Origin of the sequence: Olsenella massiliensis (assembly GCF_001457795.1) — a bacterium.
Lineage (GTDB): Bacteria > Actinomycetota > Coriobacteriia > Coriobacteriales > Atopobiaceae > Olsenella_F > Olsenella_F massiliensis.
In genome coordinates, this window is record NZ_LN898209.1 from 166,181 (window position 1) to 182,072 (window position 15,892).

General features: G+C 62.7%; 12 protein-coding genes. All 12 read left to right on the forward strand.

What is annotated here, in order from left to right; translation table 11 throughout:
• The first annotated feature begins 83 nt into the window (after positions 1 to 83).
• The 12 genes from BN3001_RS01930 (at position 84) to BN3001_RS01980 (ending at position 15,882) form a co-directional block, all read left to right on the forward strand.
• A complete protein-coding gene (locus BN3001_RS01930; protein ID WP_268872521.1) occupies positions 84 to 1,637 on the forward strand; it encodes a class I adenylate-forming enzyme family protein in 1,554 nt (517 codons plus the stop codon).
• Positions 1,627 to 3,222 (forward strand): acyl CoA:acetate/3-ketoacid CoA transferase, encoded by a 1,596-nt coding sequence (locus tag BN3001_RS01935; protein WP_058270136.1) that lies wholly within the window; start codon positions 1,627 to 1,629, stop codon positions 3,220 to 3,222. The genes BN3001_RS01930 and BN3001_RS01935 overlap by 11 nt, the downstream gene beginning before the upstream one ends.
• A 123-nt stretch (positions 3,223 to 3,345) precedes the next feature.
• Positions 3,346 to 4,200 carry a 3-hydroxyacyl-CoA dehydrogenase family protein gene (locus BN3001_RS01940; RefSeq protein WP_082629914.1) on the forward strand — a complete coding sequence of 285 codons (855 nt, stop codon included), beginning with the start codon at positions 3,346 to 3,348 and terminating at the stop codon, positions 4,198 to 4,200.
• A 74-nt stretch (positions 4,201 to 4,274) separates the two neighbouring features.
• Complete coding sequence (locus tag BN3001_RS01945) at positions 4,275 to 5,492, forward strand: thiolase family protein (protein WP_058270137.1); 1,218 nt, start codon at positions 4,275 to 4,277, stop codon at positions 5,490 to 5,492.
• A 45-nt stretch (positions 5,493 to 5,537) separates the two neighbouring features.
• Entirely contained in the window at positions 5,538 to 6,728 is a 1,191-nt protein-coding gene (locus tag BN3001_RS01950; RefSeq protein WP_058270138.1) for an iron-containing alcohol dehydrogenase, read from the forward strand.
• A gap of 107 nt (positions 6,729 to 6,835) precedes the next feature.
• Complete coding sequence (locus BN3001_RS08295) at positions 6,836 to 6,979, forward strand: hypothetical protein (RefSeq protein WP_156410030.1); 144 nt, start codon at positions 6,836 to 6,838, stop codon at positions 6,977 to 6,979.
• 266 nt (positions 6,980 to 7,245) lie between these two features.
• Entirely contained in the window at positions 7,246 to 7,701 is a 456-nt protein-coding gene (locus tag BN3001_RS01955) for a PTS sugar transporter subunit IIA (RefSeq protein ID WP_058270139.1), read from the forward strand.
• A gap of 358 nt (positions 7,702 to 8,059) precedes the next feature.
• Positions 8,060 to 8,674: a cytidylate kinase-like family protein gene (locus tag BN3001_RS01960; protein WP_058270140.1), complete on the forward strand. Its 615-nt coding sequence runs from the start codon at positions 8,060 to 8,062 to the stop codon at positions 8,672 to 8,674.
• A gap of 197 nt (positions 8,675 to 8,871) precedes the next feature.
• Positions 8,872 to 12,303 (forward strand): ABC transporter ATP-binding protein/permease, encoded by a 3,432-nt coding sequence (locus tag BN3001_RS01965; RefSeq protein WP_058270141.1) that lies wholly within the window; start codon positions 8,872 to 8,874, stop codon positions 12,301 to 12,303.
• A gap of 91 nt (positions 12,304 to 12,394) precedes the next feature.
• Complete coding sequence (locus BN3001_RS01970; RefSeq protein WP_058270142.1) at positions 12,395 to 13,774, forward strand: MATE family efflux transporter; 1,380 nt, start codon at positions 12,395 to 12,397, stop codon at positions 13,772 to 13,774.
• Positions 13,775 to 13,893: 119 nt separating this feature from the next.
• The gene (locus BN3001_RS01975) at positions 13,894 to 14,475 is read left to right on the forward strand and encodes a DJ-1 family glyoxalase III (RefSeq protein ID WP_058270143.1); all 582 of its coding nucleotides are present in this window, start codon (positions 13,894 to 13,896) and stop codon (positions 14,473 to 14,475) included.
• A 12-nt stretch (positions 14,476 to 14,487) separates the two neighbouring features.
• Positions 14,488 to 15,882, forward strand: a complete 1,395-nt coding sequence (locus tag BN3001_RS01980; RefSeq protein WP_058270144.1) for a Y-family DNA polymerase — start codon at positions 14,488 to 14,490, stop codon at positions 15,880 to 15,882.
• The last annotated feature ends 10 nt before the right edge of the window (positions 15,883 to 15,892 follow it).

Sequence of the window (15,892 nt, forward strand, 5' to 3'; positions counted from 1 at the left end):
GCGCTTCTTGCTGGAACCTTTCGATTCAGCAGGGGATGTCCCATCTGGACGTCTCTGGTCGTGACGTGTACACCTTCTCGTCCATGAAGCCTACGCTCTACGCGCAGCTTGCTGCCACCGTAGCAAGGACGCCCGATGCCGTGGCCATTGTTGATGACTGGGGACATCATATTACGTTCGCTCAGCTCATGCACCGTGTTGACGATCTGGCTGGCTACATATGCACAAATCCTAGCGTGCATCAGGGTGACCGCATCGGCCTCCTTATGCACGCCGACTCCGAGTTTGTCGTCGCTTTGTACGCCATTTCGAAGATGGGCGGCACTTGCGTGCCTATCCCGACCAAGTACCGCAAGCCGGAGGTGACCTCCATTGCACTTGCGGCCGACCTGAAAGCTCTTGTCATTGGCGAGGAGTTCGAGGCGTGGTGTGGGAGCCTTCCCGTACGCCCTTCCGAGATCATCGTCGCAACCAACTGTAAGAAAGGCTTTGGATTTCCACAGGCCCAAGGCTTTGCCCCTGCGTGCGAGACTCGCGGTGCTCTTGATGATGCCGCAATTATGATATTCACAAGCGGAACTACATCGAACGCCAAGGGCGTTGTGCTTTCGAACCGCAATGTAATTCATGCCACGATGGTCTACCAGCGACTTATGAGTACTGTGCCTGACGATCGCTGTCTCATCCCGATTCCCATATATCACGTTACAGGCCTCATCGCTCTACTTGCTCAGTTTGTGTATGTGGGCGCGAGAACCTACCTCCATCGTTTCTTTGATGCGAGGCGTGTATTGAGCTCTGTGCGTGATGACCAGATTACTTACCTCCATGGGTCACCGACTTCCTTCGCCGAGCTATTGCCTCTGCGCGACGAGTTTCCATTTCTACCCTCAGTGCGCTGTATGCTGTCGGGTTCAAGTTACGAGCCTGTGTCTACAATGCGGCGCTTTCATGAGTGGATGCCTACGGCAACGTTTCAGGTGGTTTACGGCATGACCGAGACTGCCAGCCCGGCGCTCCTCTTTCCGCTTGACTCGCCGACATCTGTTTATGCTGGAGCCACTGGCAAACCAGTTCCTGGCGTTGATGCGAAGATTATGGATGAGGGTGGCTCAGAAGTCCCCTGCGGTCAGACCGGTGAGCTCCTCTTGCGCGGCGCTTGCGTAACGAGCAGTTACTTTCGCTATGACGGCGGTGAGATTGAGCCGGATGGCTGGCTACACACCGGAGACCTCGCTCACGCGAACGAGGAGGGCATGGTCTGGGTTGTCGACCGCAAGAAGGACATGATTAACCGCGGAGGCGAGAAGGTCTGGTGCTCGGAGCTCGAGGAGGTCCTCTGCGAGCTCGACGGTGTTTCGGAAGCCTGCGTGTCTGGCATCTCAGACAAGCTCTATGGTGAGGTTCCTGTCGCCGCCGTCGTGCGCACCGCTGGCTTCCAGATTTCGGCTGCAGACATCCAAGCTGCGCTTGTATCCAGGATTGCCCACTTTAAGATCCCCGTTTCCATCGTCTTTGTAGACAAGATTCCCCAGACGAGGGGCGACAAACCCAACAGGTCCGCTGTCCGTGACGTGGTTCTTGCGGCTTCCGGCAAGAGATCGTCCCAGGAAGGAAACCAAGAGCATGGCAGGTAAGTTCCTCAAAGCAAACTTTGTCACTCCGCGTCAGGTTGCTGCGGGTATCGAGGATGGGCAGACCATCTGCACCGTCGGCATGACGCTTGTGTCAGCCTCCGAGTCCAATCTCAAGGCTATCGAGGAGCGCTTTCTTTCTACCGGTCACCCCCGCAACCTTACGCTGCTGCACTCCTGCGGCCAATCTGACCGCAAGCGTGGCATTCAGCACCTCGCCCACGAGGGCCTCGTCACTCGCATCATCGGCTCCCACTGGGGCCTCCAGCCTCGCTGGATGGACATGATTGCCAATAACCAGGTCGAAGCATATTGCCTGCCTCAGGGCCAGATTGCGCAACTCTACCGCTCCATGGCCTGCGGCCTCCCCGGCAAGATGAGCAAGGTTGGCCTGGGCACCTTTATTGACCCGCGTGTTGAGGGCGGAAAGATGAACGACCGCACCAAGCCCCTGCCCGACATCTCCGAGATCATCGAGATTCACGGCGAAGAGTACATGTTTTATCACGAGGTGCCGATTGACGTCTGTCTTATCCGCGGTACCGTCTGCGATGAGATGGGTAATCTCACCACTACCGACGAGGCCATGAAGCTCGAGGTCTTCAACGCGGTTCTCGCCACAAAGCGCTATGGCGGAAAGGTCGTCGCTCAGGTCCGCGAGGTCGCTGAGACTGGCACCGTTAATCCCAAGGACGTTACCGTTCCGGGTGTCTTCATCGATGAGGTCGTGATTTGCCCCAACCCGCAGGAGGACCATCGCATGACCTCTTCAATCTACTTCGACCCCTCCTATGTGGGCAAGCTTCGCGTCCCCCAGTCCGCCGTTGAGCCTGCTCCCTTCAATGAGCGCAAACTTATTGCTCGCCGTGGCTGTGAGGAGCTCTATCCGGGCTGCGTCGTCAACCTAGGCACCGGCATCCCCAACGACATGGTCGGCCGTGTCTGCGCGGAGGAGGGCCTCTCGGACAAGGTTATGATCACCGTCGAGAGCGGCATCTATGGCGGTGTTCAGCTGGGCGGCATCGACTTCGGCATCGGACAGAACCTCCTTGCCATGGTCAGCCACCCTGAGCAGTTCGACTACTACAATGGCGCGGGCGTTGATGTGACCTACATGGGTATGGGCGAGCTTGACGGCGATGGCAATGTTAATTCCACCAAGATGGGTCCTCGCTGCGCCGGAGCAGGCGGTTTCGTTGACATCACGCAGAACGCCAAGACTGTCGTCTTTCTCGGCACCTTCACGGCCAAGGGCGCTAAGTACTCCTTCGAGGATGGTAAGCTCACCATCCTGCGGGAGGGTGCCGTCAGAAAGATGATCTCCCATGTAGGCCAGCTCTCGTTCAATGGCCCAGCCGCTCGCAAGAAGGGTCAGCGCGTGGTCGTTGTCACCGAGCGCGCTGTTTTCGAGCTCGTGCCCGAGGGCGTCATGCTGGTTGAGATTGCGCCTGGTATCGATCTCCAGACGCAGGTCCTCGACATGATGGACTTCGCGCCCATTGTCTCCGACGACCTCAAGCTCATGGACGCGTCTCTCTTTAACCAGGACGGCCCCTCCGGTCTTCTTTCCGGCTTTGAGGTCAAGTAGGGCGGCGAAACAGTCCTGCCCCTGTTCCAGGCAGATTACCTCGGGTCCGACAAGAAGCTCCGGAATCTGTGTTGCTTGTTTAAACCAAGAGCAGTTTAGGCACATCGTTCGAAAGGAATCAAAGTGGACGCAATCAAGGTAGCGGTCATCGGCAGTGGTCTTATGGGCGGCGGTATCGCCCAAGCCTGCGCGCAGTCTGGCTTTACCGTAGTCAACATCGACATCGCTCAGGACCCGCTCGACAAGGCTAAGGCCCTCGTCGGTAAGCTTCTCCAGAAGAAAGTCGATAAGGGTAAGATGAGCGTTGAGGACTGCCAGACCATTCGCGACCGTCTCTCCTACAGCACCGATTACTCCGAGGTCGCCGGCGCCAAGTTTGTGATTGAGGCTGTCCCCGAGCGCCTCGACTTCAAGCAGTCAACCTTCCAGAAAATCGATGAGTACGCCGATGCTGACGCCGTGCTACTTACCAATACCTCTGGCATTGACATCGACGAGATCGCCGTCTCCACCAGGCGCCCCGAGTCCGTCCTCGGCCTACACTTCTTCTATCCCGCCCCGGTTATGAAGCTCGTTGAGATTATTTGCGGCGAGAAGACCTCCGACGAGGCTGCGGCTAAGACCCACGAGTTCGCCCGCGCTCTCGGCAAGGTCTCGGTCGATGCCCCCAATACCCCAGGCTTCATCGTCAACCGCATCATCAACCCCTACGAGAACATGGGCGCCTGGCTCGTCTCCGAAGGCGTTTCGGCTAAGGATGTCGATACGGCTATGAAGCTCGCCTGTAATCACCCCATGGGTCCCTGCGAGCTTATGGACTTCGCTGGCATCGACGTCGTCTACGCCTCGCTGATGAACCTTTATGAGGGCTACGACCACGACGACCTGTATCGCCCGGCTCCCGTGTTCAAGGAGCTTATTGACGCCGGTAGCCTCGGCCGCAAGACCGGCAAGGGCTTCTACGACTACTTCGAGTAGCTTCGTTCCCGAACATCTGAGCACTGTGCAACATTCCGCGCCAGTATCTAACAATTCTGAAAAGGAGCATTGCCATGAGCAACCGCAAGTTCGAGAACAGCCCCGATGACATCGTTATTGTCTCGGGCGCCCGAACCGCCGTCGCCAAGTTTGGCGGCAGCCTGAAGACCCTTTCGGCCATTGATATGGGCTCCATCGTCGTTGCCGAGGCCGTTAAACGCGCCGGTATAGATCCCGCCGTCGTTGACGAGTGCATTATCGGCCAGGTAGGTTCCTGGGGTGCTAACGGCTTTGTCGCCCGCGCCATCAGCCTGAAGGCCGGCCTGCCCAACGAGACCTGCGCCTACTCCGTCAATCGCCAGTGCGGTTCCGGCCTGCAGTCTATCGCCGATGGCATCATGGAAATCAAGTGCGGCCAGTCCGAGGTCGTTGTGGCTGGCGGCTCCGAGTCCCTCTCGCAGCTTCCGTACTACGTGCCCTCCGCCCGCTGGGGAGCTCGCATGGGTCACAAGCAGTTTGAGGACGGTGTGGTCGACATCCTCACTTGGCCGCTCGACATGTGCCACAATGGTGTCACTGCCGAGAACGTGGCAAAGAAGTTCAACGTCTCCCGTGAGGAGCAGGACGCCTTCGCCGCTCAGTCCCAGCAGCGCGCCTGCAAAGCCGTCGTTGGAGGCGTTTTCAGGGACGAGATTATCCCCGTCGAGATTCACGGTCGCAAGGGCGCCGTCACCGTTTTCGACACCGATGAGAACCCCCGCGAGGGCGTGACCGCCGAAGGGCTCGCTCACTTGAAGCCGTGCTTCGTTACCGACGGTTCCGGCACCGTCACCGCTGCCAACTCCTCCTCGCTTAACGACGCCGCCGCAGCTGTAGTCCTCATGACCCGCGCCAAGGCTGAAGAGCTCAGCTGTACCCCGATGGTCTGCATCCGCGACTTCGCCGTCGCCGGCTACGAGGCGTCCCTTATGGGCTACTCACCGTATTTCTCATCTAAGAAGCTCGCCGAGAAGCTTGACATAAACCTCACCGCTATCGACTTCTTCGAGATTAACGAGGCCTTCGCGTCCCAGGCTTTCGCGGTCTCCCGCGATCTTGGCCTCGACCCCGAAAAGGTCAACATCTACGGCGGCGGCATCTCCATTGGTCACCCAATCGGTGCCACCGGCACCATCCTGGCCATCAAGTGCGCCTATGAGCTCGCGCGTCGCCATCCCGAGAAGCAGGATGCCATGGTGTCTATGTGCATCGGCGGCGGCCAGGGCATCTCGATGTACTTCACCAAGGAATAAGGCGCATCTCGTCCATCAAATCCCAAACGAAAGGAAATACCAACAATGGTCAACTTTGAGTATCTCGTTCCCACCAAGATGGTCTTCGGTAAGGGCACCGAGGAGAAGGCCGGCCGCCTTATCAGGGAGTTCGGCGGCCACAAGGCCCTTATCCACTGGGGTGGCGACTATGTGCGTACCACCGGTCTGCTTGAGCGCGTCGAGCGCGGCCTTGAGGCTGAGGGCATCGAATATGTCGAGATGGACGGTGTTGTGCCTAATCCTCGTCTCTCGCTAATTAAGCAAGGCGTTGAGCTGTGCAAGAAGGAGAACGTCGACTTTATCCTTGCTATCGGCGGCGGCTCCGCCATCGACTCCTCCAAGGCCATCGCCTACGGCCTTGCAAACGACTTCGAACTTGAGGATCTCTTCCTCGGCAAGGTGAGCACCGACAAGATTGCAAAGATTGGCGCCATCTCCACCCTAGCCGGTACCGGCTCCGAGACTTCGAACTCCACGGTCATCAACATTGACACTATGGGCGACGCCATGCTTAAGCGCTCCTACAATCACGAGTGCGCCCGCCCGCTGTTCGCCATCCTGAACCCCGAGCTCACCTATTCGGTGCCCGCGTTCCAGACCGCCGCCCCGGGCGCCGACATCATGATGCACACCATGGAGCGCTACTTCACCACCGAGCAGCATGTCGAGCTCTCTGACGAGTTGGCCGAAGGCCTCATGCGTACCGTTAAGACCTTCGTCCCCGAGGCGCTCGCCAATCCGACGAGCTACGCCGCTCGCGCCAATCTGCTGTTGGCGGGTGCCAAGTCCCATGATGGCCTCACCGGCCTCGGTCGCGTTAGCGACTTTGCGTGCCACGCTATTGAGCATGAGATTGGCGCCATGTTCGACGTCGCCCACGGTGCTGGCTTGACCGCCATCTGGTCCAGCTGGGCCAAGTACGTCATCGACGTCGACCCCGAGCGCTTCGCACAGTTTGCCGTTAATGTCTGGGGCGTCCAGAACAACTTCCACAACCCCAAGGAGACCGGTCTTCGTGGCGTCAAGGCTTGGGATGAGTGGTGCCATTCCATTAATCTACCCACCAGCCTCTCCGAACTCGGCATCGAGCCGACTGACGAGCAGATTCACGAGATGGCTCAGGGCGCCGTCGACGCCCGCGGTGGTGACCATGCCGGTGCGTTCAAGTTCCTCTACGTTGAGGATATCGAAAACATCCTCAAGGCTGCCCGCTAAGTCTTCAGCCGATAGGCAGCATCGGGGTGTGCGGTGCCCTTCCACACCGCACACCCCGTCGTTTTTGTTCGCTGTGCCCAGTGCCATGTTGAGTCTGGTGTCTAGGGATGATAACGCTTGACAAGAAGAGAAATAAGCTCCTCATGGTGGCCGCGGCCCTGCTTTTGCCCCTGGGTCTTATCTACGCCTTCGTGTTCATGCTCGATGGCGTCGGCATGGACACCACCGGCATTGGCCGCGAGCTGCCGTAGGCACCATGCCGTTCGTTTCGCGCGTCGAATGGAGACAGGCGAATCTTGCTGTCGTTAACGTCTATAGCATCTTTGTCTCACTCGCCGGGCCTTTTGGATTTGGGATGCTATTTGAGACTTACACATCGCTGCTCTCGGTTCTGGGGATAATGACCGTATTAGGTGGCGCGAGCGTGCTGCTTGCGAGCAAACTGCAGTAATAGCTAGGTCGGTGGACTGGACTTTTAGATACAAAAGCTGTGAGTTTTCACAGAGAGGGGAGTTTCATGAGCGACTTCGTAAAGGAGGAGAACGTGTTCGTCGGCCAGAGCGCGCAAAGCCGCGATGAGGTTCTCCGCTTTCTCGCCGACCGTGCGGGTGATTTGGGCATCACTACCGATTCCGATGCCGTTTATCAGGCATTCCTTGAGCGCGAGGACATGGGTGAGACGGGTATGACTGACGGCTTCGCCGTGCCGCACGCTAAGAGTGCCGCTATCGACCATGCCACCGTTATCGTTTTCAAAAACGATTGCCCTCTTGATTGGCCTAGCTTCGACAACAAGCCGGTCGACATCGCCCTGGCGCTCCTCGTCCCCGACGTTGAGGCTGGTACGACGCATATCAAGCTACTGTCAAAGACCGCCGTACTGCTCATGCAGGAGGAGTTTAAGAAGCTTCTGCGCAGCTCTGACGATCGTAAGGCCATTGCTGACGCCATTAACACTGGCATCGAATCGTAAAGGGAATCGTTTTTACTTTTGACTTGTTGGGTTGGTCCTTCTTGCTGCCGCATGGGAGTTAGGTGACAAGAAGGACTCAGCGCCCTTTCTTCGTCACCGTGCTAGAAGCGATGAGGTGGGCTCGCAGCAACGATAGTTCCCCCAGATGAGCCATATTCTTAGATGCTTCCTGTGCAACGCGCAGGCTGATTTCTGGTTCTATTTCGGCAACGGGAGAGCAGCGCCCTCCACTGCGCGCTCGCACGATCGAGCGTCTGTGACGGCCCAAGACCTTGTTAGAGGGAACGTCTAACCTTACCGCGGATGACGGGGGAGGCGCAGAGCATGGGGAGTCTTTACCGTCAGCAACGTGAACCTTATGCTCCAGCGCCTGCTCGACCCCATCGTCGTCTCGATCGCGCGCGACTATGGCGCGGAGGGGCACGAGGTGGGCAAGCTCCTCGCCGACAGGCTCTCGATCCCCCTGTACGACAACGAGCTGCTCGTGCGCTCGGCCCGGCGCATGGGCATCAACGTGGACCAGGCCGCCCTGGCCGAGCGGGCCCAGGACGTTCCGCTGGCCCTCCTGCCCGGCGCCATCGACCAGCGCACGGAGTCAGACCGCCTCTTTGAGGCCATGAGGCAGGTGATACTGGACCTGGGCGCCACCACGAGCTGCATCATCGAGGGGCGCCTGTCCGACTACATCCTGCGCGACAACCCCAACCTCATCGCGGTGCTGGTGACGGCTCCGCTCGAGTGTCGCGTCAAGATCGTCGCCGACAAGAGGGGCCTCTCGCCCCATGAGGCCCTCACCCTCGTGCGCCGTCAGCAGCGTCGCCGCGAGCGTTTCTACACCCGCTACTCCGCCGGCAGGTGGGACATGTACGCCGACAAGGACCTCGTCGTGGACCGCTCGGTCTTTGGCCGGCAGGGCTGCTGCGACATCATCGCGGCGGCATACGAGTACAAGAGGTCGCTGATCGATCGGTAGGACGCGCTGCCTCAATGCGATGCGGTCGCGCGGGCCTCTGGCGGGCGCTCCGAGGACATGCCTGTCCGGACGTCGTCGTGATGAGGGGTCGTATTGTCTTGGCTTCGTAAGCCTTTGGCTGGCGCGCACGATTTGTGGGTACGTCCCCCATGTCAGGTGGCTGCCCTGCAGGGCGGATGCGGAAAAAACGGGTGCAGATGCTAGAGCTCAGGAACGTCTCGAAGACCTATGTGACCAGTGCGTTTTCTCAGGTTGCGCTTGACGGCGTGACGGTGATCCTGCGCGACAGCGAGTTCGTGGCGGTGCTGGGGCCGTCCGGGTCGGGCAAGACGACGATGCTCAACGTCCTTGGCGGCCTTGACCGTCCGGACGCGGGCGACATCGTCATCAACGGCGTCTCCACCGCGCAGTACGGTCCCAGGGACTGGGACGACTTCCGAAATCATCGCGTGGGCTTCGTCTTCCAGAGCTATAACCTCATCCCGCATCAGTCGGTCCTCTCCAACGTGGAGCTGGCGCTCACGCTCTCGGGCGTGGGTCGTGCGGAGCGAAGGACCCGCGCCTTGCGGGCGCTGGGGCAGGTTGGCCTTACGGACCACGCTCGCAAGCGACCCCACCAGCTCTCGGGCGGGCAGATGCAGCGCGTGGCCATCGCACGCGCCCTCGTGAACGACCCCGACATCATCCTTGCCGACGAGCCGACGGGGGCCCTGGACACCGAGACGGGCCTACAGGTCATGGAAATACTGGCCAAGGTCGCCCAGGACCGCCTGGTGGTCATGGTCACGCATAACGCGGGTCTGGCCGAGCGCTACGCGACGCGCGTCATTCGCATCAGGGACGGCAGCGTCGTGGGGGACTCCGATCCCATCGCCGCAGGAGTCGGCCGCGGCGCCGCCGGCGTCGCGGCAGGGAAGGCCCCGGACGCCGTGCCCGACTCCCGCGCCCGAGACGTGGCGCCCGCCCGGCCCGCGTCGTCTGGCGACGGCGGTCCTGGGCGCGGTCGCAGGGGAGGAAGACGCGCGTCGATGGGCATCCTGACGGCCCTCTCGCTCTCCTTCAACAACCTCATGAGCAAGGGGGGACGCACGGCCCTCACGGCCTTTGCGGGCTCCATCGGCATCATGGGCATCGCGGCCATCTTGGCCCTCTCAAACGGCGTCAACGACTACATACGCACGACCGAGCGCGACACGCTCTCGAGCTACCCGCTCACCGTGAGCAGGGTCGGCATGGACATGTCGGGCCTGATGGGCACGATGACGGGAGGGTCGGACTCGACGCAGGGGGCGTCCGGGGGCGGCAAGGAGGCCGATGCCTCGGGCCCCATCCCGCAGACCGCCCTGGTGGGCGACCTGCTCGCACAGGTGAGGTCCAACGACCTCGCCGAGTTCAAGCGCTTCCTCGAGGGAGGCACATCGGACATCACGCGCTATGCCTCCGCCGTCCAGTACGGCTACGACGTCACGCCTTGGGTCTTTGAGGAGGACGCCTCGCACGGCGTCACGCAGCTCAACCCCTCACCCCTGAGCGGGCCGTCGCCGCGCGCGGGCGAGCGCCTGTCGCTCAGCATCACCCCCTTCGGGTCCTCCTCGTTCTCGGAGCTTGCCTCCAGCCGCGACCTTCTCGAGAGCCAGATGGACGTGGTCAGGGGGCGCTGGCCCTCCGCCGACGACGAGGCGGTCCTCATCCTGCGGCCGGACGGCAGCATCAGCGACTACACCCTCTACAACCTCGGCTTCTATGACCTCGACGCCATGAGCGACCTCATGCGCAGGCGGACCGGCGGAGAGGACGTGGAGCTGCCGGACGACATGAGGGACTTCAGCTACGACGACGCGATGGGCATGAGGTTCAAGGTCGTTCCGGCCTGCGCGCTCTACCAGAGAAACGCCTCGTCAGGAACATGGACTGACATGTCCGACGACGCGGATTACCTGCGTGCGGTCGTAGACGAGGGCATCACCCTCAAGGTCGTGGGCGTCGTCAGGCCCACGAGCGCGGCGGGCGGGTCGAGCATGCCGGAGGGCGTCGGCTACCTGCCGTCCCTGACGAGCCGCCTGATCAAGGACTCGTCCGAGAGCCGGATAGTCCAGGACCAGCTCGCGCAGCCCGAGGTGGACGTCTTCACGGGACGGACCTTCGACGACCTGCAGAGCGAGCAGGGAAGGACCATGGACATGAGCTCCCTCTTCTCCGTTGACGAGGACAAGCTCAGGAGCGCCTTCTCCTTTGACGCCTCGGCGCTTCAGGGTCTGGGACGGCTTGACCTCTCGGGCATCTCCCTGGGGCCCTCCGACCCCACGGGGACATTTGGCCCCGACCTGACGGGCATGAGCCTTGACCCGAGCGTGACGTCCTCGATTCTTGACGCCGACGCCCTGGGGCGCCTCGTCGCCGACGCCCCGCGCTTTGACGTGGACGCGGCGCTGGGCCAGGCCGCCGCCGACCTGACGGACGAGCAGCGCGACGCCATCGCCCACGACACGTACGTGCTGGGCAGCGGCTTTATTCAGTGGATGCGCCAGAACCATCCCGACGAGGTCCTGGCGGACCCCTCCATCTCGTCCGACGCGCTGTCACGGCGCTTTCAGGAGTACGTGAGCGAGGACGCCACGGCCCGGGAGGTCCGCGACGACCTCGACGCGCTGACCGAGACCACGCTGCAGACGGTTGTGGACGATGCCATGCAGGCCTACCTGACCCGGCAGTTCGTGCCCTACTTTGCCCAGTCGATGCAGTCTCTCATGTCCGTGGCGGCGCAGGCCATGACCACGCAGCTCGCTCTGCAGCTGCAGCAGCAGATGGCCCAGGCCACCGACAGCCTCTCCACCCGGCTGTCACAGGTCATATCAGGCCAGCTTCAGGCGCAGATGTCTGCGCTCTCGCACGCGTTGAGCGACGGGTTTACGGTGGACCCCGCCGTCTTTGCGAGCGCCATCAAGCTCAACATGAGCCAGGAGGACCTGGCCTCGCTGTTTGCCAACTATGCGAACGCGGACGAGCTCACCTACCGCGCCAACCTCAGGAAGCTTGGGTACGCGGACGCAGCCGACCCCGACCTCATCAAAATCTATCCCAAGGACTTCCCATCGAAGGAGGGCGTGCTCGGCGTCATCGACCAGTACAACCAGGCCGCCCGCGACGCCCAAGACGAAAGACGGGCCATCCAATACGTTGACGTCGCCGGCACGCTGATGAGGTCGGTGACCTCCATCGTCGACATGGTCTCGCTGGTACTGATCGCCTTCGTCTCCATCTCGCTGGTGGTGAGCTCCATCATGATCGGCATCATCACCTACATCAGCGTGCTCGAGCGTCGCAAGGAGATCGGCATACTGCGCGCCATGGGGGCGTCCCGGCTCAACATCGCCAACATCTTCAATGCCGAGACGACCATCGAGGGGCTCCTGTCCGGCGTCCTGGCCATCTCCGTCGTATATGCGCTGTCGGCACCCATAAACGCCGCCGTGCTCCAGGCCCAGGGCGTCCACGGCATCATGGCGCTCCGTCTTGCGGACGCCGTCGCGCTGGTTGTCGTCTCGGTCCTTCTCACGCTCGTCGCGGGCGTCGTGCCCGCCATGGCCGCGGCGCGTCGTGACCCGGTTGAGGCTCTCAGGGGCGAGTAGTACCATCATCAGATGTCGTGGCGCGCACCGTCACGGACCCTGACCCCGACTCTGACCCGTCATCCCACGGACCGAGAGGAGCCTGTCTCACATGCCCGAAGCCACGCCTCCCTCCGACGCGCAGCGTGAGCGCATCGAGCGGGCGCGGCGGCTCTTCGTGGACCTCTCGCCCCGTCGCCTCTTCTTTACCGCCGCGGTCCCCGGCGCCCTGAGCATGCTCTCGTCCTCGCTCTACGATCTGGCGGACGGCATCTTTGTGGGACAGATCCTGGGCGAGCAGGCCTTTGCCGCCGTCAACTTCGCGATGCCCTTCGTGATCATGGTCTTCGCCTTTGGCGACCTGGTGGGCGTGGGTTCGTCGGTGCCCATCTCCATCGCCCTGGGCAGGGGGGACCACGACCGCGCCAACAACGTCTTCAGCTGCTCGATCATCATGAACGTGGCGGGCGGCGGCCTGCTGGGCGGCCTGCTCTGGCTCCTGTCGCCTTGGATCATGGGGATGCTGGGCGCCACAGGGGAGCTCGCGGACATGGCCGTGACCTTCGTGAGGATGTACGCGCTCTGGTCGCCCGTCACCACCACGATGTTCGCCATTGACAACTACCTGCGCATCTGCGGCAAGATCAAGAGCGCCCTGGCCCTCAACGTGTTCATGGCGCTGGTCGGGGCCGCCGTGGAGTTCTCGCTCCTGTACTATGCGCGCCTGGGCGTATTCGGTGCGGCTCTGGGCTACTGCGTCGCCATCGCCTCGGCGGTCGTCGTGGGGATGGCGCCCTTCGCGGCGGGACGGATGCTTCTGCGGCTCGTGCGCCCGCGCTTTACGCTTGAGCTGGTGAGGGAGGTCATGGTCGCCGGCATGTCGGCGTTTCTCAACAACGTGGCCAGCCGCCTCGCCGCCGTCATACTCAACGTCGCTCTGCTCTCGACGGGCGGGGCCCGCGCCGTGTCGGTCTACGGCATGCTCATGTACGCGGGCGGCTTCATCTATCCCATCATCTACGGCATCTGCGACTCCCTGCAGCCCGCCGTCGGCTACAACTGGGGCGCCCGCCACTTTGAGCGCGTGCGGGCCATCGAGCGCTGGTGCTTTGGCGCCGCCGCCTTCGTGGGCGTGGGGTTCTCCTGCGCCATGTTCCTCTTTCCGGAGCAGGTGACGCGCATCTTCATGGCCGACGCCTCGGGCGAGCTGCTCGCCCTGGCCATCTGGGCCTTCAGGTGCTTCTCGCTGACCTACCTGGTTCGCTGGTTCCCCATAGCGACGCTCTCGCTGTTCACTGCGACCGAGAACCCCAAGCTCGCGGTGCTGCTGTCGATATTCTTCGCCCTCGTCGCCCCGCTGGTGGCCCTGGGCGTTCTGTGGCCGCTCGGCCTCACGGGGCTGTGGCTTAACGTGCCGCTGTCCGGCCTGCTGTCCGCCGGCGTCGCCCTTGGGCTGATACGCGCCTTCAGGGACGAGCTTCACCTGCGCTAGCCGGGGTCCACGCGTCCGCGCCGACGCCCCCTCGCGCCACCGTGGCCAAATTCATCGAACATATGTCCGCATCTTGCGCTATGCTACGGATGAGATGGCCCGGGACGAGGGAGGAAGTCATGTTCAAGAAGACAAGCGACCTGCGCGTGGCCGCGTTCTTTGCCGACGGCCTGGAGGAGTGCGAGGCCCTGGTGGTATGCGACCTCCTCTATCGCGCGGGCATCAAGGTCGACAAGGTGTCCGTGACGAGCAACCTGGCCGTCCAATCGAGCCACGAGGTGACCATCGTCTGCGACTGCAGCCTGCGGGACGAGGACTTCTCGTTTGATGACTACGGCCTGCTCTTCCTGCCCGGCGGCATGCCCGGTTCGACCAACCTGCGCGCCTGCGAGCCTCTGACCGCGGCCCTTCGGACGGCCGTCGCGGCGGGCACGGACGTCGCGGCCGTCTGCGCGGCGCCCTTCATCCTGGCCGAGCTGGGCCTCCTCGCAGGAAGGCGCGCCACGAGCAACCCTGGCTTTCAGCACGTCCTCGCCGAGCACGGCGCCCAGGTGCTCCAAGACCCGGTGGTCATGGACGGCAGCCTCATCACCAGCAAGGGCCTGGGCACCTGCGTGGAGCTGGGCCTGGCGCTTGTGGGTCGCTACCTGGGCCCCAAGGCCGTCGAGCGGCTCAAGGACCAGATCGTCTACCTGCGCTAGGGTCAGACGCTCATGCACGGGCTCGCCACGACCCCCGCGGGGGCGGGGCGCACGTCGCCTCGGCAACGCTGGTATCTGGTCGTTGACCTCAAGAGCTTCTACGCGAGCGTGGAGTGCGTGGAGCGCGGGCTCGACCCGCTGACGGCCCGCCTGGTGGTGGCCGACCCCACCCGCACCCAAAAGACCATCTGCCTGGCCGCGTCGCCCGCCCTGAAGGCGCTCGGCGTGCGCAACCGCTGTCGGGTGTTTGAGATTCCCACGTCCATCGACTATCTGATGGCGAGCCCGCGCATGGCCCTCTACATAGAGCGCTCCGCCGATGTCTACGCCGTCTATCTGCGGTACGTGAGCCCCGAGGACATCCACGTGTACTCCATTGACGAGGCCTTCCTGGACGTGACTCCCTACCTGGGCCTATATGGCTGCACGGCCCGCGAGTTGGCCGAGCGCATTCGTCAGGACGTGATGCGCTCCACGGGCATCCCGGCCGCCTGCGGGGTGGGCACCAACCTGTACCTCGCCAAGGTGGCCCTTGACATCACGGCCAAGCACAGCCCCGACTCGCTTGGCATCCTCACGCAGGAGAGCTACCGTCAGACGCTCTGGGACCACCGGCCCCTCACGGACTTCTGGCGCGTCGGCCCTGCCACGGCGCGCCGGCTGGCCGCCCTGGGCGTCACCACCATGGGACAGTTGGCCTCGCACCCTCCCGAGCCGCTCTACCGGACGTTCGGCGTGGACGCCGAGATACTCATCGATCACGCCTGGGGCGTCGAGCCGGTCACCATCGCAGACGTCAAGTCCTATCGGCCGCGGAGCGAGAGCCTCTCAAACGGCCAGGTCCTGGCGCATGACACGGACCGTGCGGGCGGCCTCGTCATCGCCAAGGAGATGGCGGACGCCCTGACGCTGGAGCTGGTGGAACGCGGGCTCGTGTGCTCGTCCCTCTCGCTCATGGTGGGCTACAAGCCCACCCCGCGCGACGGGCATGTCGCCCTCGGGGTGGCGCGGCGAGCAGGGGCGCACCCGGGCGACCTGCGCCGAGGTGAGTTGAGGGAGGCCGGCGGCGTCACGCTGTCGCAGCCCACCAGCTCGCTCGCGCGAGTCTGGCGCGCGCTCGAGGGGCTGTACGGTCGCGTCGTCACCCGGGACCTCCCGGTGCACCGGTTGAGCGTCTGCTTGGGCGGGGTCGGTTCCGAGCGGGCCCCGGGCACCCAGATGAGCCTTCTTGACGATGGGGGAGCAGATGACGCGCGCGAACGTCGTCGCCAGGAGGCCATCAGCGCAATCAAGGGCAAGTTTGGCAAGAACGCCCTGATCAAAGGTATAGACCTGCTGCCGGGTGCCACGGCGCGGGAGCGCAACGCCCAGATTGGGGGTCATCGCAGTGGCGTCGAGGAGGGCTGAGGGGGCGGCT